Origin of the sequence: Streptomyces sp. NPDC006384 (assembly GCF_042870695.1) — a bacterium.
Taxonomy (GTDB): domain Bacteria; phylum Actinomycetota; class Actinomycetes; order Streptomycetales; family Streptomycetaceae; genus Streptomyces.
The window spans coordinates 174,825-195,142 of sequence record NZ_JBIAHR010000007.1; the positions used below are offsets into that span (position 1 = coordinate 174,825).

Here is a 20,318-nt window from a genome sequence, read left to right on the forward strand (position 1 = left end):
GCCGGCTCGGTGGCGGGCCCGGTTCAGCCGGCCAGCACGCGGCCGACGAACGCGTTGGTGAACGTACCCTCGGGGTCCAGCTCCCGTACCAGGGCGGCGAAGTCGCCGAGCCGCGGATACAGCCCGCGCAGCGCCTCCGGCTCCGTCGTGAACACCTTCCCCCAGTGCGGCCGGGCCTCGAAGGAGTCCAGCGCCTCCTCCACCCGCCGCACCGCCGGCAGCACCGCCGCCGTGTCCTCGACCCAGGTGAAGTGCACGGCCACCGTGTCCCGCCCGTACGACGGGCTCAGCCACTGCTCGTCCGCGGCGACCGTGCGCACCTCGCAGGCCTGCAGCACCGGCGCGACCACCTCCCGTACCGCGTCCAGCGCGCGCAGCGCGTCCACGGCGTGCCCGCGCGGCATCAGGTACTCCGACTGCAGCTCGGCACCGCTGCTGGGCAGGAAGTCGGCACGGAAGTGCGGCAGCCGCTCGTGCCAGGGCCCCGCCACCCCCAGCTGCTCGGTGCAGTTCACCGCGGGCATGCCCGGCACCGGGTGCATCTTCTCCGTCGCCGGGGCGGCGTACGGGAAGTCGCGCAGCGGCTGGTCGGTGCGCCGCTTGAGCCACACCTGCCGGAAGCCCGGCTCCCGCCAGTCGGTGAACAGGCTCACGCTGTACGCCGCCGCCATCACCGTCTCGAACACCGCCGGGTCCAGCACGGCCGGCGGCAGCTCGGTGAAGACGTACTGCTCGACCTCGTAGGCGGGCTCCAGGTCGAGGGTGAGCGCCGTCACGACGCCGAGCGCGCCGAGCGAGGTGACCGCGCCGCCGAACCGCGCGTCCCCCCGCCCGAGGGTCACCGTCGAGCCGTCGGCGGTGACCAGCTCCACCTCACGCACCACGGACGCCAGCGAACCGTTGCCCACCCCGGAACCGTGCGTGCCGGTCGCCACCGACCCGGCGACCGAGATGTGCGGCAACGACGCCATGTTGGGCAGCGCCAGCCCCCGCGCGTGCACCAGCCGGGCCAGCTCCGCGTACCGGACACCGCCGCCCACCCGCACGGTACGGGCCGCCGTGTCCACGTCCACCTCGGCGGGCAGCCCGGCCAGCGACAGCAGCACGCCCTCGGGCCCCGGCTCGGCTATCTCGTTGAACGAGTGCCCGCTGCCCAGCACCCGCACCCTCCGGCTCCGCGCCACGACATCCCGCAGCGCGGCCGTCGAGTGCGGCCGCTGCACCTCCTTGGCCGTGTAGGTGATGTTGCCGGCCCAGTTGGTCACGGTGGTGTCGCTCATGCCCTACCCCTCCCTGATATCCGTGAGGACCAGGAGTCCTCCGCCGGAAAACCTACCTGGCGCGCCGCAGGGGGCCCCGGGCGGGAAGCCGCGAGGGCGGGGGCATACCGTGAGAAGTCGAACGTCCGAGCCGGGAGGAGACAACGGGATGGACAGCCGTACCGCGCTGGTCGAGGATCTGATGGAGCGGTTCCCGCACGTGCCGCGCGAGGCCGTCTTCAAGGAGGACCTCCTGCGGGGCGGCGTCGCCTTCGACCCCTCCGCGCTCAGCGACAACGAGGACGGCGAGGTCAAGCCGAAGTCGTACTTCATCTTCTCCTTCGACCACGGCACCCTGCCCGAGCTGGGCGAGGCCGCGCTGCGCCGCCCGCCCGAGGAGATCATCCTCACCGGCGGCCCCTACGACCTGCGCCGCACCGTCGTCTCGGTGCGCGTGAACCCGGCCTCCCCCTACCGGGTCGCCGCGAACGAGGACGGTGTCCTCGGCCTCTACCTGGACGGCAGGCGGATCGCCGACGTCGGCGTGCCGCCCATGCCCGAGTACTACCGGCACAAGCTCTCCAACGGGAAGTCGGTCATGGAGGTGGCCCCCACCATCCAGTGGGGCTACCTGATCTACCTGACCGCGTTCCGCGTCTGCCAGTACTTCGGCGCCAAGGAGGAGTGCCAGTACTGCGACATCAACCACAACTGGCGCCAGCACAAGGCCGCCGGGCGGCCGTACACGGGCGTCAAGGACGTCGACGAGGTCCTCGAGGCGCTGGAGATCATCAACAAGTACGACACCGCCAGGATCTCCACCGCGTACACCCTCACCGGCGGCGCGATCACGTCGAAGGTCCAGGGCCTGGACGAGGCCGACTTCTACGGACGGTACGCCAAGGCCATCGAGGAGCACTTCCCCGGCCGCTGGATCGGCAAGGTCGTCGCCCAGGCCCTGCCCAAGCCGGACGTCCAGCGCTTCAAGGACTACGGCGTGCAGATCTACCACCCCAACTTCGAGGTGTGGGACGAGTACCTGTTCAAGATGTACTGCCCCGGCAAGGAGCGCTACGTCGGCCGCGACGAGTGGCACCGGCGCATCCTGGACTCCACCGAGGTCTTCGGCGCCCGCAACGTCATCCCCAACTTCGTCGCGGGCGTGGAGATGGCCGAGCCGTTCGGCTTCAAGACCGTCGACGAGGCCATCGACTCCACCACCGAGGGCCTGCGCTTCTTCATGTCGCACGGCATCACGCCCCGCTTCACCACCTGGTGCCCCGAGCCCACCACCCCGCTCGGCAAGGCCAACCCGCAGGGCGCGCCGCTGGAGTACCACATCCGCCTCCTCCAGGCCTACCGCCAGACCATGGAGGACTTCGGCCTCTCCTCGCCCCCCGGCTACGGCCCGCCCGGCGCCGGCAACGCGGTCTTCTCCGTCAGCTCCTTCATGGACAGCCTGCCGGCGGACGAGCCCGTGGAGGTGTGAGCCGACGCGTCACGAGGTGGGACGTTCCGGCCCGGCTCCCGCACGGATCCAGCGGGGCCGGGCCGCGGCCGTGCCGACGGCGCCGCGGAGGTGCCGGGAAAACCCGTTGACGGGCCGCACGGCCGACCGGCTACTGTGAGCCCACGTCACGCGGAGAACGCCGTGGGACGAAGGAAGCAGACGTGAGGAGGTGTCGACCGATGGCTGTCGTCGTGACGGGCGCTGCCCGCATCCCGGAAACCATCACGTCCACCTCCGTGGCCGCCGGCTGACACCTCTTTCCCGCACGCGTCCGTGAACGCGTGCCGCCGCGGCCGCCCTTGTGAAGGGTCACCGTTGACTTCCCGTTCCGTCTTCACCGCTCACTCCGCCCTCGCTCCCTACGGCTGGGACGAGGAGTGGGCCGACGCGTTCACCCCCTACGACGCCGAAGGGCTCCTGCCGGGCCGCGTGGTCCGCGTCGACCGCGGCCAGTGCGACGTGGTCACCGCCGGCGGCGTGCTGCGCGCCGACACCGCGTTCGTCACCCCGCACGACCCGCTGCGCGTCGTCTGCACCGGCGACTGGGTAGCCGTCGAACCGGCGGGCGACCCGCGGTACGTCCGGACGTACCTGCCGCGCCGTACCGCCTTCGTGCGCTCCACCTCCTCCAAGCGGTCCGAGGGGCAGATCCTCGCCGCCAACGTCGACCACGCCGTCGTCGCCGTCTCCCTGGCCGCCGAGCTCGATCTCGCCCGGATCGAACGCTTCCTCGCGCTCGCCTGGGAGTCCGGGGCGCAGCCCGTGGTCGTGCTCACCAAGGCCGACCTGGTCCCCGACCCGGTGACCCTGGCGCACCTCGTCCAGGACGTGGAGACGGCCGCGCCCGGAGTGCCGGTGCTGTCCGTCAGCGCCGAGCGGGGCGAGGGCCTCGACGTCCTCGCCGCCGTCGTCGGCGGTGGCACGACCGTGCTGCTCGGCCAGTCCGGCGCCGGCAAGTCCACCCTCGCCAACGCGCTGCTCGGCGAGGACGTCATGGGCGTCCGGGCCGTCCGGGACGTCGACGGCAAGGGGCGGCACACCACCACCACCCGCAACCTCCTCGCCCTGCCCGGCGGGGGAGTGCTGATCGACACCCCGGGGCTGCGGGGCGTCGGGCTCTTCGACGCCGGAGAGGGGGTCGGGCAGGTCTTCGCCGAGATCGAGGAGCTGGCACGGCGGTGCCGCTTCCACGACTGCGCCCACGAGAGCGAGCCGGGCTGCGCCGTCCTCGCCGCCGTCGACGACGGCGGACTGCCCGAGCGGCGGCTGGAGAGCTACCGCAAGCTCCTGCGGGAGAACCAGCGCATCGTCGCCAAGACCGACGCCCGGGTGCGGGCCGAGATCCGCAAGGAGTGGAAGCGCCGGGGCGCCATCGGCAAGGCGGCGATGGAGGCCAAGCGCGGCCGCGGCGTGCGGTAGCGGGCCCGCCTCGGCGTGATGCCGTGAGGTCCGGTGTCCGCCGGCCCGGCCCCCGGGCCGGCGGACACCGGCCGACGTGGCGGAGGCGGCGAGGAGAGGAGCGGAGTACGGTCCGGTCCGCGGCGCGGCGCGGGCCGACGGCGGTGCGATCGGCGCCGGCGCCACCCCGGCCGGGTACGCGGGCGGACCCGTACGCGGGACGCGGCCGCCCGCGCCGGAGGGCGTCCGGCTCTAACCGGCCAGCACCGCGCCGAGCCACGCCCCGGTGATCATCAGGCAGGCCAGGAGCTCGGTCAGCACGCCGGAGCCGCCCGAGCGCATCGTGGTGCGCAGGGCCGCCGTCGCCGCGCCGTGGCCGCCCAGCCGCAGCCGCTCGGCGAGGTAGACGCCGCCCATGAAGCCGGGGACCGCCCCGACCACCGGGAGCAGCACGAAGCCGAGGAGGGCCCCGGCACCCGCGTACACCGTGAGCCGGCGGGTGACGCCCTCCGGGCGGGAGCGGCGGGACGGCAGCGTCCAGCGCACCGCGTAGGACAGGAGCAGTACGACCGTCGCCCCCACGAGCACGAACCACGCGAGGGGCCGCGGATCCTTCAGCGACCACCACAGGACCCCGGCCCACACCAGCCAGGACCCTGGTACGCCGGGCAGCAGCACGCCGCACAGCCCGAGCAGGATGACCAGGCCCGACAGGAGGAGGTCCCACGCTCCCATCAGTCCAGGGTGCCGGAGGCCCGCGCGGAACGCAGAACTCCGCGAGGAGCGCGGCCCGCCGGGGGCCGGGGCGGCAGGCACGGGCCCGGCAGGGCCGGGTCAGCGGGTACGGGCCACCCAGCCCCGCTCGTACACGTGCCAGCCCAGCTGCAGCCGGGTCGTCACCCCGGTCAGCTCCATCAGGCGCTTCACCCGGCGCTGCACGGTCCGCAGACCCAGGTCGAGCTGCTTGGCGACGCTCGCGTCGGTCAGGCCGGCCAGCAGCAGGGAGAGGATCTCCAGATCGGTGCCGTCCGGCCCGTCCGGCTCCTGCTCCGTCACGCCGGAGGTGCCGAGCCGCAGCGGCAGCGCGTCCCGCCACACCGATTCGAACAGGCCCGACAGCAGTTCCAGCAGTCCGCTGGCGTGCACGACCAGCGCGGCGGGCTCCGCGGACCGGGTGGTGAGCGGCACCAGGGCCAGCGTCCGGTCGGCGACCACCAGCTTGGTCGGCACCCGGTCCACCACCCGCACCTGCTCCTCGCGGCCCAGCGCGGCGGTCAGCTCGGTGATGCCGTTCGGCAGGTCCAGCACCGAGCGCTCCACCACGACGCGGTAGCGGACCCCGCGTTCGGCGGCCTGCTCCTCCGCGTCGTTCTCCATGCCGGTGACGGCGATCGGATTGCCGGTGACCAGCGCGCACACCTCCTCGCTCGCGCCGAGCTGGAGCTGCAGGAAGCGCCGTGCGACGGCCGCAGCGCCGGTCACCACCTCCACCAGGTCGTGCACCGCAGGCTCACCGGCCGTGGCCCGGTACTCCTCGGCCAGCAGCGCCGCCGCCAGTTCCGCCTTCTCCAGCTCGTGCCGCTGCTGGGTGAGCAGCGCGCCGAGCGCCACCCCCGGCGGCGCGGCGACCCAGCGGCCGGGCCGCGCCGAGGACTGGGCCGCCAGCCCGTTCTGTTCCAGCCGCCGCAGCGCCCGGTCGGTGGCCTCCTCCCCGAGACCCAGCCGCCGCGCCAGATCGGGCACGTCGGCCGCGCCCACGGACACCAGCGTCCGGTAGGCCGACTCGTCCGTCTCCTCGAGCCCCAGCGCTCCCAGCACTCCCGACATCAGGTGCCGCCCCTCCCAAGATCATCCGATCGTCGCACGATGCCACATGTGGCGGGAAACAGCCACGGCGCAAACCCGCCTCCGGCCGTCGTCGCCGTACCGCCGGTCACTCTGTCAGGGTGGCGTCGCCGAGCGGTTCTCCCGTGGGGGGTGGGACCGCTCGGCCATCTCGTCCGTCACCCTGTTCGGCGGCGTCACTCGACGCGCCGTGCGGTGCCCCGGGGTCCGGCGGAAATTTCCGGATGCCCCGTTTTCATCCGGCTGCCGCGGTGGACAATCAGGAGCATGAGCCAGCAGGGGGGAAGGCCCACCGGTTCCGAGGACGACTGGTGGGGGCAGCTGTACGACGACACCGGCGACACCGGCCCCGCGGCCGCGGCCGATTCCCTGGACGACCGGTTCGCGTCGGCGGCGAACACCGTGTCAGGCCCGCCGGACGCCGGGCCGGACGCCATGCCGGAAGTCGTGCCGGACGAGGGGAAACCGCCTTCCTCCGACGTCCGGCCGCCCTGGTGGGAGCCACCGGCGCCGTCCGGCTTCCCGGGGCAGCGCGGCGATCCCGGCCTCCCCGGCCCGCGCACCGAGGACGCCCGCGCGCCCCGGCCCCCGGTCACGCCGCCCCCCGAGCCCCCGACCGCCCCCGACCCCCGGCCCGCCGAGGCACCGGCCCCGCCGCCTCCGCCGCCTCCGCCGCCCCCGGCCTCTTCCGGCTCCCTGCCCCCGCCTCCGCCGCCGTTCCTCCCCGCACAGCCGCCACAGCCGCCTCCGCCGCCGCAATCGTCACAGCCGTCACAGCCGCCGCCCCCGCAGGAGGCCGCGGACGGGGACCGGCACCGCGTCGACGAACCCCGGACCGCCGTGGCAGCCTCCGTCCGCGACTACGTCGGCTCGGGACCGCCCACCTACGAGGCCGAACCGACCGCGCTGCCGCCCGCCGACCCCGACGAACTGGACGGCCTGGTCCCGGACACCGTGCTGGAGGGCGCCCGGTACGGGACCTGCACGCTGCGCGCCGCCTCCGTCCGCGGCGACTCCGCGCGCTACCGGGGGGACCCGCGCCGCGACGCGCTGCTCGTCGCCCGCTTCGGCGCGGGGGAGCGGGCGCTGATCCTGGTGGCGGCGGCGACCGGCGCCCGCGGCACGGCGGAGGCCCACCGTGCCGCCGCGGAACTCTGCCGGTGGATCGGCGGGGCCGTGGGCCGCAGCCACGCCCGGCTCGGCGAGGACCTGCGCGCCGCCCGGCGCGATGACCTCAAGTCCGGTCTGCACCGCCTCACCGACCGAGGGCTCGGCAAGCTGCGCGCCGAGGCCGCCGACCGGGGCCTCGCCCCGCACGAGTACGCGGCCACCCTGCGCTGCCTGCTGATCCCCGCCGCCCCACAGTGCCGCACCCGCGTGTTCTTCGGCGTCGGCGCGGGCGGGCTGTTCCGCCTGCGGGACGGCGTCTGGCAGGACATGGAGCCGGACCACGGCCCCGGCGCCGGGGCCGGTCCCGCCACCGGCCGGGCGCCCGGCGGGGCTCCCGAGGGCGACCGGCTCACCCTGGACCTGGGCGTCACGGCCCCGGGCCCGGTCCTGATCCCGGGCCCGGTCCTGACCCCGGGCCCGGAGCCCGCCGGGCCGGCCCCCGAGCCGTTCCGGTTCCGTGCCTCCGTAGCCCGCCCGGGTGATGTCCTCCTGCTGTGCAGCACGGGCCTGGCCGAACCCCTGCGCGGCGAACCGGAGCTGCGTGAACTCCTCGCACGGCGATGGTCCGACGCGGACCCGCCCGGACTCACCGCGTTCCTCGACGACAGCCGGGTCCGGGTCAAGGGGTACGCCGACGACCGTACGGCCGCCGCCCTTTGGGAGGCGTGACGTCCGGCGCTGTGCCTCCATGGAGCCATGGCCAAACAGAACGTCGCGGAACAGTTCGTCGACATCCTCACCCGTGCCGGAGTGGAACGCCTCTACGGAGTCGTCGGTGACAGCCTCAACCCGGTCGTGGACGCGGTGCGCCGCCACTCCGGCATCGACTGGGTGCATGTGCGGCACGAGGAGACCGCCGCCTTCGCCGCGAGCGCGGAGGCCCAGATCACCGGCAAGCTGGCCGCCTGCGCCGGCTCCTGCGGCCCCGGCAACCTCCACCTCATCAACGGGCTCTACGACGCCCACCGCTCCATGGCCCCCGTCCTCGCCCTCGCCTCGCAGATCCCCTCCAGCGAGATCGGGCTCGGCTACTTCCAGGAGACCCACCCCGAACAGCTCTTCCGCGAGTGCAGTCACTACTGCGAGCTGATCTCCAGCCCCCAGCAGATGCCGCGTCTGCTGAACACCGCCGTCCAGAACGCCGTAGGCCGCTCGGGCGTCAGCGTGGTCGCGCTGCCCGGCGACATCGCCGGCGAGCCCGCCCCGGAGAAGGCCGCCGAGACCGCCCTGGTCACCTCCCGGCCGACCGTCCGGCCCGGCGACGAGGAGATCGACCGGCTGGCGCGGCTGATCGACGACGCCGACAAGGTCACCCTGTTCTGCGGCAGCGGCACGGCGGGCGCGCACGCCGAGGTCATGGAGTTCGCCGGGAAGATCAAGGCCCCGGTGGGCCACGCGCTGCGCGGCAAGGAGTGGATCCAGTACGACAACCCGTACGACGTCGGCATGAGCGGACTGCTCGGCTACGGCGCCGCCTACGAGGCCACCCACGAGTGCGACCTGCTGATCCTGCTCGGCACCGACTTCCCGTACAACGCCTTCCTGCCCGACGACGTGAAGATCGCCCAGATCGACGTGCGGCCCGAGAACCTCGGCCGGCGCTCCAAGCTGGACCTCGCGGTGTGGGGCGACACCAAGGAGACGCTGCGCTGCCTGATCCCCCGGGTGAAGGAGAAGAAGAGCCGCCGCTTCCTCGACCGGATGCTGAAGAAGCACGCCGACGCGCTGGAGGGCGTCGTCAAGGCCTACACCCGCAAGGTCGACAAGCACGTCCCGATCCACCCCGAGTACGTGGCGTCCGTCCTCGACGAGATGGCCGACGACGACGCCGTCTTCACCGTCGACACCGGGATGTGCAACGTCTGGGCCGCCCGCTACATCTCGCCCAACGGCCGCCGCCGCATCATCGGTTCCTTCTCGCACGGCTCCATGGCCAACGCGCTGCCGATGGCGATCGGCGCCCAGTTCACCGACCGGCGCCGGCAGGTCGTCTCGATGTCCGGTGACGGCGGATTCACCATGCTGATGGGCGACTTCCTCACCCTCGTCCAGTACGACCTGCCGGTGAAGGTCGTCCTGTTCAACAACTCCTCGCTCGGCATGGTCGAGTTGGAGATGATGGTCGCGGGCCTGCCCTCGCACGGCGTGGCCAACACCAACCCCGACTTCGCCGCCGTCGCCGAGGCGTGCGGAGCCTTCGGGACGCGGGTGGAGAAGCCGAAGGACCTCGCCAAGGCGCTGAAGGCCGCCTTCAGGCACAAGGGGCCGGCCCTGGTCGACGTGGTCACCGATCCCAACGCCCTGTCCATCCCGCCGAAGATCAGCGCCGACATGGTCACCGGGTTCGCCCTGTCCGCCTCGAAGATCGTCCTGGACGGAGGCGTGGGCCGGATGCTCCAGATGGCCCGCTCGAACCTGCGCAACGTACCGCGGCCATAGGGACGTACCGCGTCCTCCGGGGCGTCACCGGCCGGTTCCCGCGACGGGAACCGGCGGCCGGCGCCCCGGGATGACTGGCCGGGGGCCGATCGGGCAAGGATTCCCCGTGAGAGCGTTCGAGTGGAAGGGGAACCGACATCGGCACGCGGGCGGGGGACATGGGGAGGCAGACGGTGCCACAGCTCAGACGCAGGCTCGGCCGGGCGGACCTGCGGGCGGTGCCCGAGGCGCGCCGGGCGCTGCGTGAGCTGCTGCGGCACTGGGGCAGGCCCGGGCGGTCGGAGGTGGCGGAACTGCTCACCAGCGAGCTGGTGACCAACGCGCTGGTCCACACCGACGACGACGCGGTGCTGACCGCGACGGTCTCGAAGAGCGCGCTGCGGGTGGAGGTGCGGGACCGCGCGGCCCGGATGCCCGGACGGCGCGCTCCCGTACCGGACGAGAGCACCAACGGCAGGGGGCTCGTCCTGGTGGAGTCCCTGGCGGACGCGTGGGGCGTGCGGTCGCACGGCGAGGGCAAGTCGGTCTGGTTCGAGCTGGACGCCGAGGCCGCGTGACCGCGAAGGACGCGAGAGGGGCGTGACACGCGGCCACGCCCCTCTCGCCGGGAGCGGTCGGGCCGCTCCTAGCCGAACTGCTGCTCCAGGTCCTTGAGTTTGCGCTCCAGGGAGTCCAGGCGCGGCAGGGTCTGGGTGTCGTCCTCCGCGGTGAGGTCGACGGTGACCGGGTCAGCTCCGTGGGGCACGGGCTGCAGGGAGGGGCGCCGGCGTACGGGCAGGGACTCCGGTGCCGGTATGGCGGGCTCCGCGGCGGTCCGGTCCGAGCCGCGCTCCATCTGCTCCACCTCCACCTCGACCCGCCGGCCGCCGCGGCCGGGGAAACCCCGGTGGCCGTGTCCGCGGCTGATCGCCTTCAACCGCGCGCGCTCCAGGCGCTCCTGCTCGCGGCGGCGCCGACGGGCCTCCTCCTTCTGGCGCTTGTCCTCGCGCACCTCCTCGACCGCCTCGTCGAGGCTGCGCACGCCCTCCAGGAGCATCAGCGACCAGGCGCGGTAGGTCTCCCGGGGCGCCCGCAGCCAGCGGACCATGCGGATCTGCGGCAGCGGACGCGGCACCAGGCCCTGCTCGCGCAGCGCGGCCCGGCGGGTCTGCTTCAGGGCCCGGTCGAACAGCACCGCGGCCGACAGGGACATGCCCGCGAAGAAGTGCGGGGCGCCCGCGTGGCCGGCGCCCCGGGGCGCGTGCACCCAGTTGAACCAGGCGGCCGCGAAGGCGAAGGCCCAGACGAGTATCCGGGAGCCGAGCGCCGCGTCACCGTGGCTGGCCTCGCGCACCGCGAGCACGGAGCAGAACATCGCCGCCCCGTCGAGGCCGAACGGGACCAGGTACTGCCAGCCGCCGCTCAGGCCGAGGTTCTGCTCGCCGAAGCCGACCAGGCCGTGGAAGGAGAGCGCCGCGGCGACCGCGGCACAGCAGAAGAGCAGGACGTAGGAGACGCTGCCGTAGACGGCCTCCTTGCGCCTGCGGCGCTCCTCGGCACGCTCCCACGAATCGTCCGCGCCCGCGTCCTTCACCGAGGATCGCTTGCCGCGCGCGAGCACCGCCACCGCCGCCAGCATGCCCAGGAGCAGTACGGCGCCCGGAAGCAGCCAGTTCAGCGATATGTCGGTCAATCTCATCTGGGGTCCCTTGCCTTGGGAGAGGGCGTAACTGCCCGCCATGGTGGCCCAGACCCGTCGGCCCTCAGGGGGTTTCGGGGCAAGAGGCAGCCCAGGGAGTGAGGAGGGAGGGGCCAGGGCGGCATTCAGTTCGAACTACCGCGCGGGAAGCGGGAGTTGTGTACGAATAAGGGGGCTCGTACGGGTGGTTGCGCGGAAACTTCCCGCAAGGCACGGGGGAGTCGGGGAACGCCGCGCGGGACGCCGGACGGTCTTCACGCGGGCGGGGTGAGAGCCCGTCGGGCGGTGGGAGGGGGGACCTCAGCCCGCGGTGGCGAGCAGCTTGCCGACGCGGTCGGCGTCGCAGGTGCGCGGGCAGGTGGCGCAGGTGTCCTCGGGGCGCAGGGTGTAGAACATGCAGCAGCTCGCCCGGTCCCGGGTGTGCAGCGGCTCGCCGTCCGGCCCGGTCAGCTCCCGGAACGCGGCCGTGCCGACGTACGGCTTGGTGGCGCCCGGCAGCAGCGCCTCCAGCTCCCGCCGTCCCCGCTCCTGCTCGCCGAGCAGGTGGGCGACGTACCACAGCCCCTCGACGACCTCGTCGGTCGCCATGCCCCACAGGGCGCGGCCGCGCCGCCGCATGCGCGGCCCGAATCCGCCGAGCACCGGTTCCATGTGCTCGGCGACCGCGGCCCGCACCTCGGCCCGCAGGGCCTCCTCGTCGGCGACCACGCGGGCGCCGGGCAGGGCGGCGGCCGGGTCGCCGGGCAGACAGGCGAAGCCGGCGGGCCGCACCGCCATGCGGCCCAGCGGCAGTCCCGCGGCGGCGCGGTCGAAGGCGACGTGCGTCACCGGGTAGCGGGGCACCCTGCGGTGCAGGAACCACGGCACCGTGATCAGCAGGCAGGCGGGCCACGCGTACCGGTGCAGGCCGAAGCTGGCGATCACGTCCGGCCGGGCCCGCCGGCCGTAGTCCCGGAGTACCTGCGCGTCGTCCCAGGCGAGGAAGGAGTCCAGCGCGTCGCCGCCGGCCGCGAGCGAGGCGGCGCCGACCCAGCCGCCGCCGGCGGGCAGCTCCCCGCCCGCGGGCGTCTCGGTGATGCCCAGTCCCGGCAGGACCTCCGACAGGCGCGCGTAGGAATCCGCGACGGCCGAGGGGGAGACAGGCATGCGGGACCACCGATCCACATCAGGACAACGGGTGCTTCAGGTAAGCCTTACCTTACCGAAGATCCGGAAAATGGGAACCGACGGGTTGTGCCCTTAGGGTGCTTGACGGGCCGGACGGCAAACGGCCGTAATGACCTCAAGTGCCGACACGTCCCGGAGGAAGAACCGTGGAACAGAGCGCACACGGTTCCACCAGGACGGGGGACCCGCGCGACCGCGCCGCGAAGCCGCCGCGGGTGCCGGCCCAGCCCGCGCCCGCGGACCGGGAGCGCACCCGGGACCGCGCCGGCGCGCCGGGGCGGTCCGACGCCGCGCCGGGACCCGCAGGCACGGCGCGCGGCGAGCACACGCACGGCGAGCCGCCCGGCAGCCCCCGCGCCCCGGTCCGGCGTTCCTCCGTGCGCGGGCAGATCCTCGACGCCCTGCGCACCGCGCTGACCTCCGGTGAGCTGCGCCCCGGCGAGGTGTACTCGGCCCCCGTGCTCGGCGAACGGTTCGGCGTCTCCGCCACCCCCGTGCGCGAGGCGATGCAGCAGCTCGCCCTGGAGGGCGCCGTCGAGGTCGTCCCCAACCGGGGTTTCCGCGTCGTCGAGCGCGACGCCCGGGAGCTGGCCGAGCTGGCCGAGGTCCGGGCCCTGATCGAGGTCCCGGTGCTGCTGCGGCTGGCCCGCACGGTGCCCGCCGCACGCTGGGCCCGGCTGCGCCCCGTCGCCGAGGCCACCGTCCGGGCCGCGTCCTCGGGCTGCCCGGTCACCTACGCCGAGGCCGACCGCGCCTTCCACCGCGAGGTCCTCGCGCTCGCCGGCAACAACCAGCTCCTGCGGGTCGCCGCCGACCTGCACCGCCGCGCGCAGTGGCCGCCGGCGGCCGTCCCCGCGGTGCGGGGACGGCCCGACCTGGTCGCCGACGCGCACCAGCACACGGCCCTGCTGGACGCGCTGATCGCCGGTGACCAGGACGCCGTGCGGGCACTGGTGACGGAGCACTTCGCCGCGGTGTCCTGAGCGGGCCCGGCACGGTCCACGTCCACGTCGCCGCCGTGGCCGATCCGGGCCCGCCCGTCCGGTCCGCTAAGGGACCTCCTGCGACACCTCCCGCGTCGTGCTGTCCCGCGGCTCGCTCTCCCGCGTGCGCTGCCGCACCGTCCGCTTCCCGCCGGCGCCCGTGCGGCGCTGGGAGCGGGGCCCGTTCTCGCGGCCGTGCAGCTCGATGGCCATCGGCGCGGCGGCGAACACCGAGGAGTACGTGCCGACCCCGACGCCGATCAGCAGCGCGAGGGCGAAGTCGGTCAGCGAGTCCTGGGCGAGCACCGCCAGCGAGGCCAGGATGAGCACGGCGCCCATGCCGGTGTTGACGGTACGGGGCAGGGTCTGCAGGATCGCCCGGTTGGTGAGCCGGGCGAACGGGGTCTTGCGGTCCTTGCCGAGCAGTTCCCGGATGCGGTCGAACAGGACCACCGAGTCGTTGACCGAGTAACCGATCACCGTCAGCAGCGCCGCCAGGAACACCCCGTCGATCGGCTTGCCGAGCCAGGCGAACACCCCGACGAGGATCACCACGTCGTGTGCCAGCGCGGCGACCGCGGCGGCGCCGAACAGCAGGCGGAAGCGGACGGCCAGATAGAGCAGCTGGGCGCCGAGGGCCAGGCCGAGGGCGATGAGGGCGTCCCGGCGCAGTTCCGCGCCCAGGCTGGGACCGATCAGCTCGTCGCGGACCTTCTCCGTCCTGCCGCCGAGTTCGCTGATCGTCTCGGTGACGGTGACCGCCTCCGTGTTGGTCAGCTCCTCGGTGCGCACCGTGAGCCCGCTGTCGCCGGAGGACTGGACGACCGCGCGCGGGAAGCCGGCGTCGGCGAGGGCGGTGCGGGCCCGGTCGGGGTCGACCTCGTTGGCGGTGGAGTACTCGATGAGCCGTCCGCCGGTGAACTCGATGCCGAAGTCGAGGCCGCGGGCCACGATGCCCGAGCCGGCCAGCACCAGCACGATGCCGGAGGCCGCCAGCCAGCGGCGCGGACGGCGCATCAGGAACGGGTCGCGGCGCGTCAGGGCGTCGCGCACCGGGCCCGTGGTGGAGATGCCGGTGAGGTGCGGGCGGCGGAAGACCGCGGGACGGCCCGCGGCGAACTCGGCGAGCGCCCGGGTGATCACCAGGGCGCTGACCATGGAGGCGAGGACACCGATGCCCAGGGTCACGCCGAAGCCCTTCACCGGACCGGAGGCCAGGAAGAACAGCAGGGCGGCGGCGATCAGCGTGGTGATGTTGGAGTCGGCGATCGCGCTGAAGGCGCTGCGGAAACCGGTCGTCAGCGCCGAGCGCGTACTGGGGCGCGTCCGCAGGGCCTGTTCCTCGCGGGCGCGTTCGAACACGAGGACGTTGGCGTCCACCGCCATGCCGATCGCCAGGACGAAACCGGCGAGGCCCGGCAGGGTCAGCGTCGCGCCGACGGCGGCCAGGGCGGCGTAGGAGATGAGGCCGTAGCAGAGCAGCGCCACGGTCGCCAGGGCGCCCATGAGCCGGTAGACGACGATGATGAACAGCGCGGTCAGCGCGGTGCCGATGACGGCGGCCCAGGCGCCGGCCGAGATCGCCTCGTCGCCGAGGGTGGCGCCGATGGTGCGCTGCTCCACCGTCTCCACGGGCACGGGCAGGGCGCCGCCCTTGATCAGCAGGGCCAGTTCGCGGGCCTCGGCGTCGTCGAAGGAGCCGGTGATCTGCGTGGAGCCGCCGGCGATGCCCGCCCCGCAGGTCACCGACGGGTCGACCTGCGGCGAAGAGATGATCTTGTTGTCGAGCACGATGGCGACACGGCGCTTCGGGTCGCCGGCCGGGTGACAGGCGGCCTCGCCGGTCACCTTGGTCCACCGGTCGGAGCCCTTGTCTTTGAAGTCCACGGTGACGTGCCAGCCGGCACCGTTCTGCTGGTCGAAGAGGGCGTCGGCGCCCTCGACGTCCTGACCGGTCAGGTCGGCCGCCTTCAGCCGCAGCGGCTGTCCGGACTCGTCCGGCAGCACCCGCTCCTTGGCCGGGTCGGTCTGCTTCGCGTCGGCGCCCTCGGCGGACTCGGCCGCGCCGAGCACCGCGTGCACGGTGAGCTGCGCGGTGCGGCCGAGCACGTCGGCCGCCTTCCTCGGGTCCTGTACGCCCGGCAGCTCGACGACGACGCGGTTGTCGCCGGAGCGGACGATGGTCGGCTCGGCGACGCCCAGCGCGTCGATCCGGCCGCGCAGCACCTCGACGGTGCGGTCGGTGGCCGCCCGGTCGGCCTTGGTGGTGGATGTGGACCTGGTCTCCAGCACGATCTGGGTGCCGCCGCGCAGATCGAGGCCGAGGCGGATCGGCATGGTGAGGGTGATGGCCACCGCGGCGGCCATCACGGCCAGGGCGATGAGCGCGCGCAGGCGCAGGGCCTGTGTCTGCGCGCGGGATCGGGTACGGGTACGGGGACGTGAACGTTTCACACGGACCTCCGGCCGGCACGCCGCGGCGGCGGTCTGCGCGGCCGCGACGGGAGAGGGAAGAGAAGAAGGACGGGATCGTCAGGTGCCGGAGGGCGCGGGAGGCGCTCGCCCGCGGTCGTGGCTGGTGCGGCCGGGGGAGACGGAGAGCGGGCGGGACGCCATGGTGGTCCGCCCGCCGCGGGCGGCCGGGACGACGCCGGCCCCGTGCCCGGTGGTGACGTGGTGCTCCGGCGGGGCCGGACGTTCGCCGAGGTGGTCGTGGCGGGACCTGGCCTGGGCGGCGCAGGCCGACGGGCAGCCGTCTTCGCCGTGGAAGCCGGTGTCCGGATGCGGTACGGCCGTGGCCGAGTGGACCGGCAGCGGCCCGCCGGCGGCGACGCGTGCGCCGGGCGCGGGCCACGCCGGGAGCAGGGTCAGCAGCACGGCCAGCACGGCGGTGACCGTCCCCGCGGGACGGCGCCCCGGCCGTCGGCCCTTCCCGCGGCCGGACCGGGGGGCGGGGGTGGGTGCGACCGGGACGGGGGAGTGCACGCCGGACCGCGGTGTCCCGGTGGGGGCCGGGGGGCGGGGCCAGGGTGCGGGGCGCATGCGCCGGTCCCTTTCGTGGTGGGGGAGCGGGTGGGCCCGGAGCCCCGGCCGGGGAGTAGGCGGCCGGGGCCCCGGGTGGTTCGGGGACGGGGTGGTGCGGGGGAGGTGCGTGGCGGGACGGTTCGGGACGGGGCGTCAGGGTTCGATGAGGCCCGCGCGGATCGCGTACCGGGTCAGTTCCAGGCGGTCGCGCAGACCGAGTTTCTGCAGCAGGTTCGCCCGGTGCCGCTGGACCGTCTTGATGCTGATGAACAGCATCTCGGCGATCTCCTTCGACGAGTGGCCCTCGGCGACCAGCTTGAGGACCTCTTCCTCGCGGGGGGTGAGGATGTGGTCGGCGGTCTCCTCGCCGTGCCTGACCCGGTCGAGGTAGTTGCGGATGAGGGCGGTGACCGCGCCGGGGTACAGGAACGGCTCGTCCCGCACCGCGGCCCGGCAGGCGGCGACCAGGTCACGGTCGGCGACGGACTTCAGGACGTACCCGCAGGCACCCGACTTCAGCGCCTGGAACAGGTACTGCTCGTTGTCGTGCATCGTCAGCATCAGGATCCGCAGACCCGGCTTCAGCGCGGCCAGCTCCCGGGCCGCCTGCAGACCGGTCAGCCTGGGCATCGCGATGTCCAGCACGGCGAGGTCCACGGTGTGGGCGCGGGCCATGTCGATGGCCTCGGCGCCGTCCCCGGCCTCGGCGACCACCTCGAGGTCCGGCTCCCGGTCCAGGATGAGGCGCACCCCCCGGCGCACCAGCGCGTGGTCGTCGGCGAGCAGGATCCGGATCGGGGACGTGGAGGGTCCCGACGGGGAGGAGCCGGGCAGGGACGGGTCGGACATGGTCAGGGCTGCTTCCTGGGTGCGGGTGCGGGTACGGGTGCGGTGAGCCGGATGCGGGTGCCGGCCCCGGGGGCCGAGGTGATGTCGAGGGCGGCGCCGATCAGCAGCGCCCGCTCGCGCATGCCGCGGATCCCGGCGCCCTCGCGCGCCGCCTCGATGCCGCGGCCGTCGTCGGTGATGGTGAGCACCACCGCCCCGTCGGCGTGGTCCAGGCTCACCTCCAGGCGTTCGGCGTCCGCGTGGCGGGCGGCGTTGGTCAGGCTCTCCTGCGCGACGCGGTAGAGGACCAGCTCCGTCTCGTGGTCCAGCGTGGGCAGGTCGGACGCGAAGCGGCGCGTGACCCTGAGGCCGGTGTGCGTGGCGAAGTCGTGCGTGAGCGAGGTCAGCGCGCTGATCAGCCCCAGGTCGTCCAGGACCCCGGGCCGCAGCCGGCGCACCAGGCGCCGGACCTCGTCCAGGCTCTCCCGGGTGATCTCCTGCGCCTGGTGCAGTTCGTCGCGCAGCGGCGGATCGGCGTCGTCCGCGGCACGCCCCAGCACCAGCAGGATCGCCGTCATGCTCTGCCCGACCTCGTCGTGCAGCTCCTGGGCGATACGGCGCCGCTCCGCCTCCTGCGCGAGCAGGACCCGGGCGCTGCTGGTGGCCCGCTCGTGCTCCAGGCGGTCGAGCATGGCGTTGAAGGTGCGGATCAGCTCGGGCACCTCACCGCCGCCGGACACCGGGAGCCGCTGGCCGGGGCGCAGCAGGTCGACCGTGGTCATCAGCTTGGTGAGCCGGTCCAGCGGTGACAGACCCCAGCGCAGCAGGGCGCCGTTGGCGACCAGCATGACGGCGAGGCCGACCACGAGGATGACGGCCTCGGTCAGCAGGACCGGGACGGAGACGGTCACCGGGGCCCACAGCAGCAGTGCCGTGGCAAAGCCCAGCACCACCGCGTTGAGTCCGAAGATCCGCCAGAACAGGGACACCGGGGGTACGCCTCCTTGTGCGACATGACAGGCAACTGCGTCGGTCATCGCGCACCCGGGTGGGAGCTGCGGCCCTTGATCACGACCGAGCCTGAGCACAGCCTGCCTCCTGCGCCCCGCCGAGTCGATGGGGTGTGACCCCCATTTCCTGGCGCCCTCCACTCGTACGGCCGTCCCCGGACAGGGCGCAGTGGTTGCTCCGCCCCCGGTCAAATGGGGTCTGCGCCCGATGGGCAGGCGCCGGCCGAGCGGCCAGGGTAGGGGGAGGCCGGGACTTCCCCCTGCTTCCGGCACCCGTACTCCCGGTACCCGCCGACCCGGCCGGCCGGGCCGGCAGCCGTACCCCGCGGTACGCGAGAGAAAAGGATTCATCGTGTCGCTCGACTCCTCCCGCATCGAACCCCGCCCCGAACGGCTGACCGCTCACGAGGCACGCCAGCGTCTCGAACACGCGCGCAACACCCGGCTGACCCAGCTGCAGGCTCTCGGCGAGAGCGGCCAGAGCGCGGAGGACCAGCTGATGTCCGCGCAGAAGGCGGCCATCGAGCGGGTCCTCAAGGAGATCGACGAGGCCTTCGCGCGCGTCGAGAACGGCACCTACGGCGCCTGCCTCGGCTGCGGCAAGCCCGTCCCCGGCGAGCGCCTGGAGATCCTCCCCTACACGCGGTACTGCGTCGCCTGCCAGCGCCGTGCCGCCGCCTGAGCACCGTCCGTCCAGCCTTTCTCTCCCGCCCTGCCGAGGGGTGAAGTGGTGAATCACCGGATCATCGACGACCACGCAACACGTCTGTCGCCCGAGGACCTCGCCGCGCTCCGGGACAGCCTCCTCGAGCAGCGGCTCTTCCGCGAGGAGCAGCTGCGTCAGATCACGGCCGTCCCGTCCCCCCGGGACGGGCGGCCCCCGCGGCACTCCGCCGAGCGGGCCGAGGTCCGGGCCGAGCTCGCGGCCTCCGCGCGCATGGTCCTGGCCGACGTGGAGGCGGCCCTCGGCCGGATGGACGAGGGCTGCTACGGCTCGTGCCATCTGTGCCGGCGGCCCATAGCCCGCGAACGGCTGGTCATCGTGCCGCAGGCCCGTTTCTGCGCCCGCTGCCAGCAGGTGCGGGAGGCCGGACGATGACCGTCGTCCGGCGGCCCCGTGCCGCCCCGGCCCGGCACCGGCCGTGGCCGCTGTGCCGGCACTGCAGCGGGGTCGCCCTCGACATGGGCAGCGCCCGCACCCGCGCCTGGGTCGCCGGCCGGGGCGTGATCCTCGACGTGCCGACGGTCACCTTCCCCGGCGCCGGCGCCGTCTATCCCATCCAGCGGGGCACCATCGTCGACACCCCGGGCACGGCCCGGATGCTCGACCGGCTGCTCGGCAACCGCCTGCCCCGTTTCGGCCGCCCGCTGGTCGTGGTGAGCGCGCCCGTCCTGGACGGCTACGCCTACCGCGCCGAGGCCCGTACGGCGGTGGAGATACTGCGTCCGCGCAGCGTGCTGACCATCCCCAGCGCACGGGCCGTCGCGCTGGCGGCCGGGGCCGACCTGTCCCGGCCGCTGCTGGTGGTGGACCTCGGCGCCCATCTGACCGAGGTGGTGCTGCTGGTGGACGGCGCCGTCTTCGACGCGCGCCGCACCGCGCTGGGCACCGGCGACCTGGACGCCGCCACCCCGGCGACCGAGATCGCGGACGCGGTGGCCGGCATGGTGACCTCGATGCTGCGCCAGGACCGTACGTCCCTCACCGTCGACGCCCTGGGCAGGGGGCCGCTGCTGGCCGGCGGGGGCGCCCTGCGGCCCGAGATCACCTGCCGGCTCACCGACAGGCTGCACGCGCCCCTGCGGGCCGTGCCCGCGCCGCACACCGCCGCCGTGCGCGGCGCCGCCAAGCTCCTGGAGGCCGTGCACGCGCACCCGTCGACCATGGACCCCGGTACGGACCCGCCCACCCCGGACCCGTACGCCGGGCCGGGGGACCGGCACTCCCACTGACCACGGCCGCACGGCCCTACCCCCGGCGCCGGCCGCGGCGGCGACCCCCCTTCC

The 20,318-nt window shown here is 74.1% G+C and carries 18 protein-coding genes; 9 read left to right on the forward strand and 9 right to left on the reverse strand.

The genetic code is table 11. The annotated features are described in order from the left end of the window. Positions 1-23: 23 nt before the first annotated feature. Positions 24-1,280 (reverse strand): D-arabinono-1,4-lactone oxidase, encoded by a 1,257-nt coding sequence (locus ACFYOJ_RS11640; RefSeq protein WP_356551782.1) that lies wholly within the window; start codon positions 1,278-1,280, stop codon positions 24-26. Between the two features lie 148 nt (positions 1,281-1,428). Between ACFYOJ_RS11640 and ACFYOJ_RS11645 the strand changes: the two genes are divergently transcribed. Both ACFYOJ_RS11645 and rsgA read left to right on the forward strand, forming a co-directional pair. Continuing rightward, a complete protein-coding gene (locus ACFYOJ_RS11645; protein ID WP_356551784.1) occupies positions 1,429-2,748 on the forward strand; it encodes a radical SAM protein in 1,320 nt (439 codons plus the stop codon). A gap of 336 nt (positions 2,749-3,084) precedes the next feature. Beyond that, positions 3,085-4,188 carry a ribosome small subunit-dependent GTPase A gene (gene rsgA / locus ACFYOJ_RS11650; RefSeq protein ID WP_356551786.1) on the forward strand — a complete coding sequence of 368 codons (1,104 nt, stop codon included), beginning with the start codon at positions 3,085-3,087 and terminating at the stop codon, positions 4,186-4,188. A gap of 231 nt (positions 4,189-4,419) precedes the next feature. Here rsgA and ACFYOJ_RS11655 read toward each other — a convergent pair whose 3' ends face one another. Together ACFYOJ_RS11655 and ACFYOJ_RS11660 are read right to left on the reverse strand one after the other, a co-directional pair. Then, complete coding sequence (locus tag ACFYOJ_RS11655) at positions 4,420-4,902, reverse strand: DUF456 domain-containing protein (RefSeq protein WP_356551788.1); 483 nt, start codon at positions 4,900-4,902, stop codon at positions 4,420-4,422. Positions 4,903-5,001: 99 nt separating this feature from the next. Next, positions 5,002-5,985, reverse strand: coding sequence for a helix-turn-helix domain-containing protein (locus tag ACFYOJ_RS11660; RefSeq protein ID WP_356551910.1), 984 nt, complete (start codon positions 5,983-5,985; stop codon positions 5,002-5,004). A 294-nt stretch (positions 5,986-6,279) separates the two neighbouring features. On the opposite strand from ACFYOJ_RS11660, the gene ACFYOJ_RS11665 reads away from it, so the two are divergent. The 3 genes from ACFYOJ_RS11665 to ACFYOJ_RS11675 all read left to right on the forward strand — a co-directional run bounded on the left by ACFYOJ_RS11665 (position 6,280) and on the right by ACFYOJ_RS11675 (position 10,178). After that, on the forward strand, positions 6,280-7,851 hold the full coding sequence (locus ACFYOJ_RS11665) for a protein phosphatase 2C domain-containing protein (protein WP_356551790.1): 1,572 nt from the start codon (positions 6,280-6,282) through the stop codon (positions 7,849-7,851). 27 nt (positions 7,852-7,878) lie between these two features. Next, positions 7,879-9,621, forward strand: a complete 1,743-nt coding sequence (locus ACFYOJ_RS11670) for a pyruvate dehydrogenase (RefSeq protein ID WP_356551792.1) — start codon at positions 7,879-7,881, stop codon at positions 9,619-9,621. A gap of 158 nt (positions 9,622-9,779) precedes the next feature. Beyond that, positions 9,780-10,178 carry an ATP-binding protein gene (locus ACFYOJ_RS11675; protein ID WP_356551794.1) on the forward strand — a complete coding sequence of 133 codons (399 nt, stop codon included), beginning with the start codon at positions 9,780-9,782 and terminating at the stop codon, positions 10,176-10,178. Positions 10,179-10,246: 68 nt separating this feature from the next. On the opposite strand, the gene ACFYOJ_RS11680 is transcribed toward ACFYOJ_RS11675, so the two are convergent. Beyond that, entirely contained in the window at positions 10,247-11,299 is a 1,053-nt protein-coding gene (locus tag ACFYOJ_RS11680) for a DUF2637 domain-containing protein (protein WP_356551796.1), read from the reverse strand. A gap of 300 nt (positions 11,300-11,599) precedes the next feature. Beyond that, positions 11,600-12,445 carry a (2Fe-2S)-binding protein gene (locus ACFYOJ_RS11685; RefSeq protein ID WP_356551798.1) on the reverse strand — a complete coding sequence of 282 codons (846 nt, stop codon included), beginning with the start codon at positions 12,443-12,445 and terminating at the stop codon, positions 11,600-11,602. Positions 12,446-12,612: 167 nt separating this feature from the next. On the opposite strand from ACFYOJ_RS11685, the gene ACFYOJ_RS11690 reads away from it, so the two are divergent. Then, positions 12,613-13,449, forward strand: a complete 837-nt coding sequence (locus ACFYOJ_RS11690; RefSeq protein ID WP_356551800.1) for a GntR family transcriptional regulator — start codon at positions 12,613-12,615, stop codon at positions 13,447-13,449. 66 nt (positions 13,450-13,515) lie between these two features. Here ACFYOJ_RS11690 and secD read toward each other — a convergent pair whose 3' ends face one another. The 4 genes from secD to ACFYOJ_RS11710 form a co-directional block, all read right to left on the reverse strand. Further along, complete coding sequence (secD, locus tag ACFYOJ_RS11695; RefSeq protein ID WP_356551802.1) at positions 13,516-15,903, reverse strand: protein translocase subunit SecD; 2,388 nt, start codon at positions 15,901-15,903, stop codon at positions 13,516-13,518. Positions 15,904-15,981: 78 nt separating this feature from the next. Further along, positions 15,982-16,335, reverse strand: coding sequence for a hypothetical protein (locus ACFYOJ_RS11700; protein ID WP_356551804.1), 354 nt, complete (start codon positions 16,333-16,335; stop codon positions 15,982-15,984). A 291-nt stretch (positions 16,336-16,626) separates the two neighbouring features. Then, positions 16,627-17,322, reverse strand: coding sequence for a response regulator transcription factor (locus ACFYOJ_RS11705; RefSeq protein ID WP_356551806.1), 696 nt, complete (start codon positions 17,320-17,322; stop codon positions 16,627-16,629). A gap of 2 nt (positions 17,323-17,324) precedes the next feature. Continuing rightward, entirely contained in the window at positions 17,325-18,290 is a 966-nt protein-coding gene (locus tag ACFYOJ_RS11710; protein WP_356551808.1) for a sensor histidine kinase, read from the reverse strand. Between the two features lie 373 nt (positions 18,291-18,663). Here ACFYOJ_RS11710 and ACFYOJ_RS11715 point away from each other — a divergent pair, with 373 nt between their 5' ends. The 3 genes from ACFYOJ_RS11715 to ACFYOJ_RS11725 are packed head-to-tail and all read left to right on the forward strand — an operon-like array spanning position 18,664 to position 20,264. Then, complete coding sequence (locus ACFYOJ_RS11715; protein WP_356551810.1) at positions 18,664-18,993, forward strand: TraR/DksA C4-type zinc finger protein; 330 nt, start codon at positions 18,664-18,666, stop codon at positions 18,991-18,993. A 45-nt stretch (positions 18,994-19,038) separates the two neighbouring features. Next, complete coding sequence (locus tag ACFYOJ_RS11720; protein WP_356551812.1) at positions 19,039-19,410, forward strand: TraR/DksA C4-type zinc finger protein; 372 nt, start codon at positions 19,039-19,041, stop codon at positions 19,408-19,410. Beyond that, entirely contained in the window at positions 19,407-20,264 is an 858-nt protein-coding gene (locus ACFYOJ_RS11725) for a hypothetical protein (protein ID WP_356551814.1), read from the forward strand. Before ACFYOJ_RS11720 ends, ACFYOJ_RS11725 begins: the two co-directional genes overlap by 4 nt. The last annotated feature ends 54 nt before the right edge of the window (positions 20,265-20,318 follow it).

Bases quoted from the DNA above. Each gene is read 5' to 3' on its own strand.
- ACFYOJ_RS11640 (WP_356551782.1), bottom strand. From the start codon at position 1,280: ATGAGCGACACCACCGTGACCAACTGGGCCGGCAACATCACCTACACG.
- ACFYOJ_RS11645 (WP_356551784.1), top strand. From the start codon at position 1,429: ATGGACAGCCGTACCGCGCTGGTCGAGGATCTGATGGAGCGGTTCCCG.
- ACFYOJ_RS11655 (WP_356551788.1), bottom strand. From the start codon at position 4,902: ATGGGAGCGTGGGACCTCCTCCTGTCGGGCCTGGTCATCCTGCTCGGG.
- ACFYOJ_RS11665 (WP_356551790.1), top strand. From the start codon at position 6,280: ATGAGCCAGCAGGGGGGAAGGCCCACCGGTTCCGAGGACGACTGGTGG.
- ACFYOJ_RS11670 (WP_356551792.1), top strand. From the start codon at position 7,879: ATGGCCAAACAGAACGTCGCGGAACAGTTCGTCGACATCCTCACCCGT.
- ACFYOJ_RS11675 (WP_356551794.1), top strand. From the start codon at position 9,780: ATGGGGAGGCAGACGGTGCCACAGCTCAGACGCAGGCTCGGCCGGGCG.
- ACFYOJ_RS11680 (WP_356551796.1), bottom strand. From the start codon at position 11,299: ATGAGATTGACCGACATATCGCTGAACTGGCTGCTTCCGGGCGCCGTA.
- ACFYOJ_RS11685 (WP_356551798.1), bottom strand. From the start codon at position 12,445: ATGCCTGTCTCCCCCTCGGCCGTCGCGGATTCCTACGCGCGCCTGTCG.
- ACFYOJ_RS11705 (WP_356551806.1), bottom strand. From the start codon at position 17,322: ATGTCCGACCCGTCCCTGCCCGGCTCCTCCCCGTCGGGACCCTCCACG.
- ACFYOJ_RS11725 (WP_356551814.1), top strand. From the start codon at position 19,407: ATGACCGTCGTCCGGCGGCCCCGTGCCGCCCCGGCCCGGCACCGGCCG.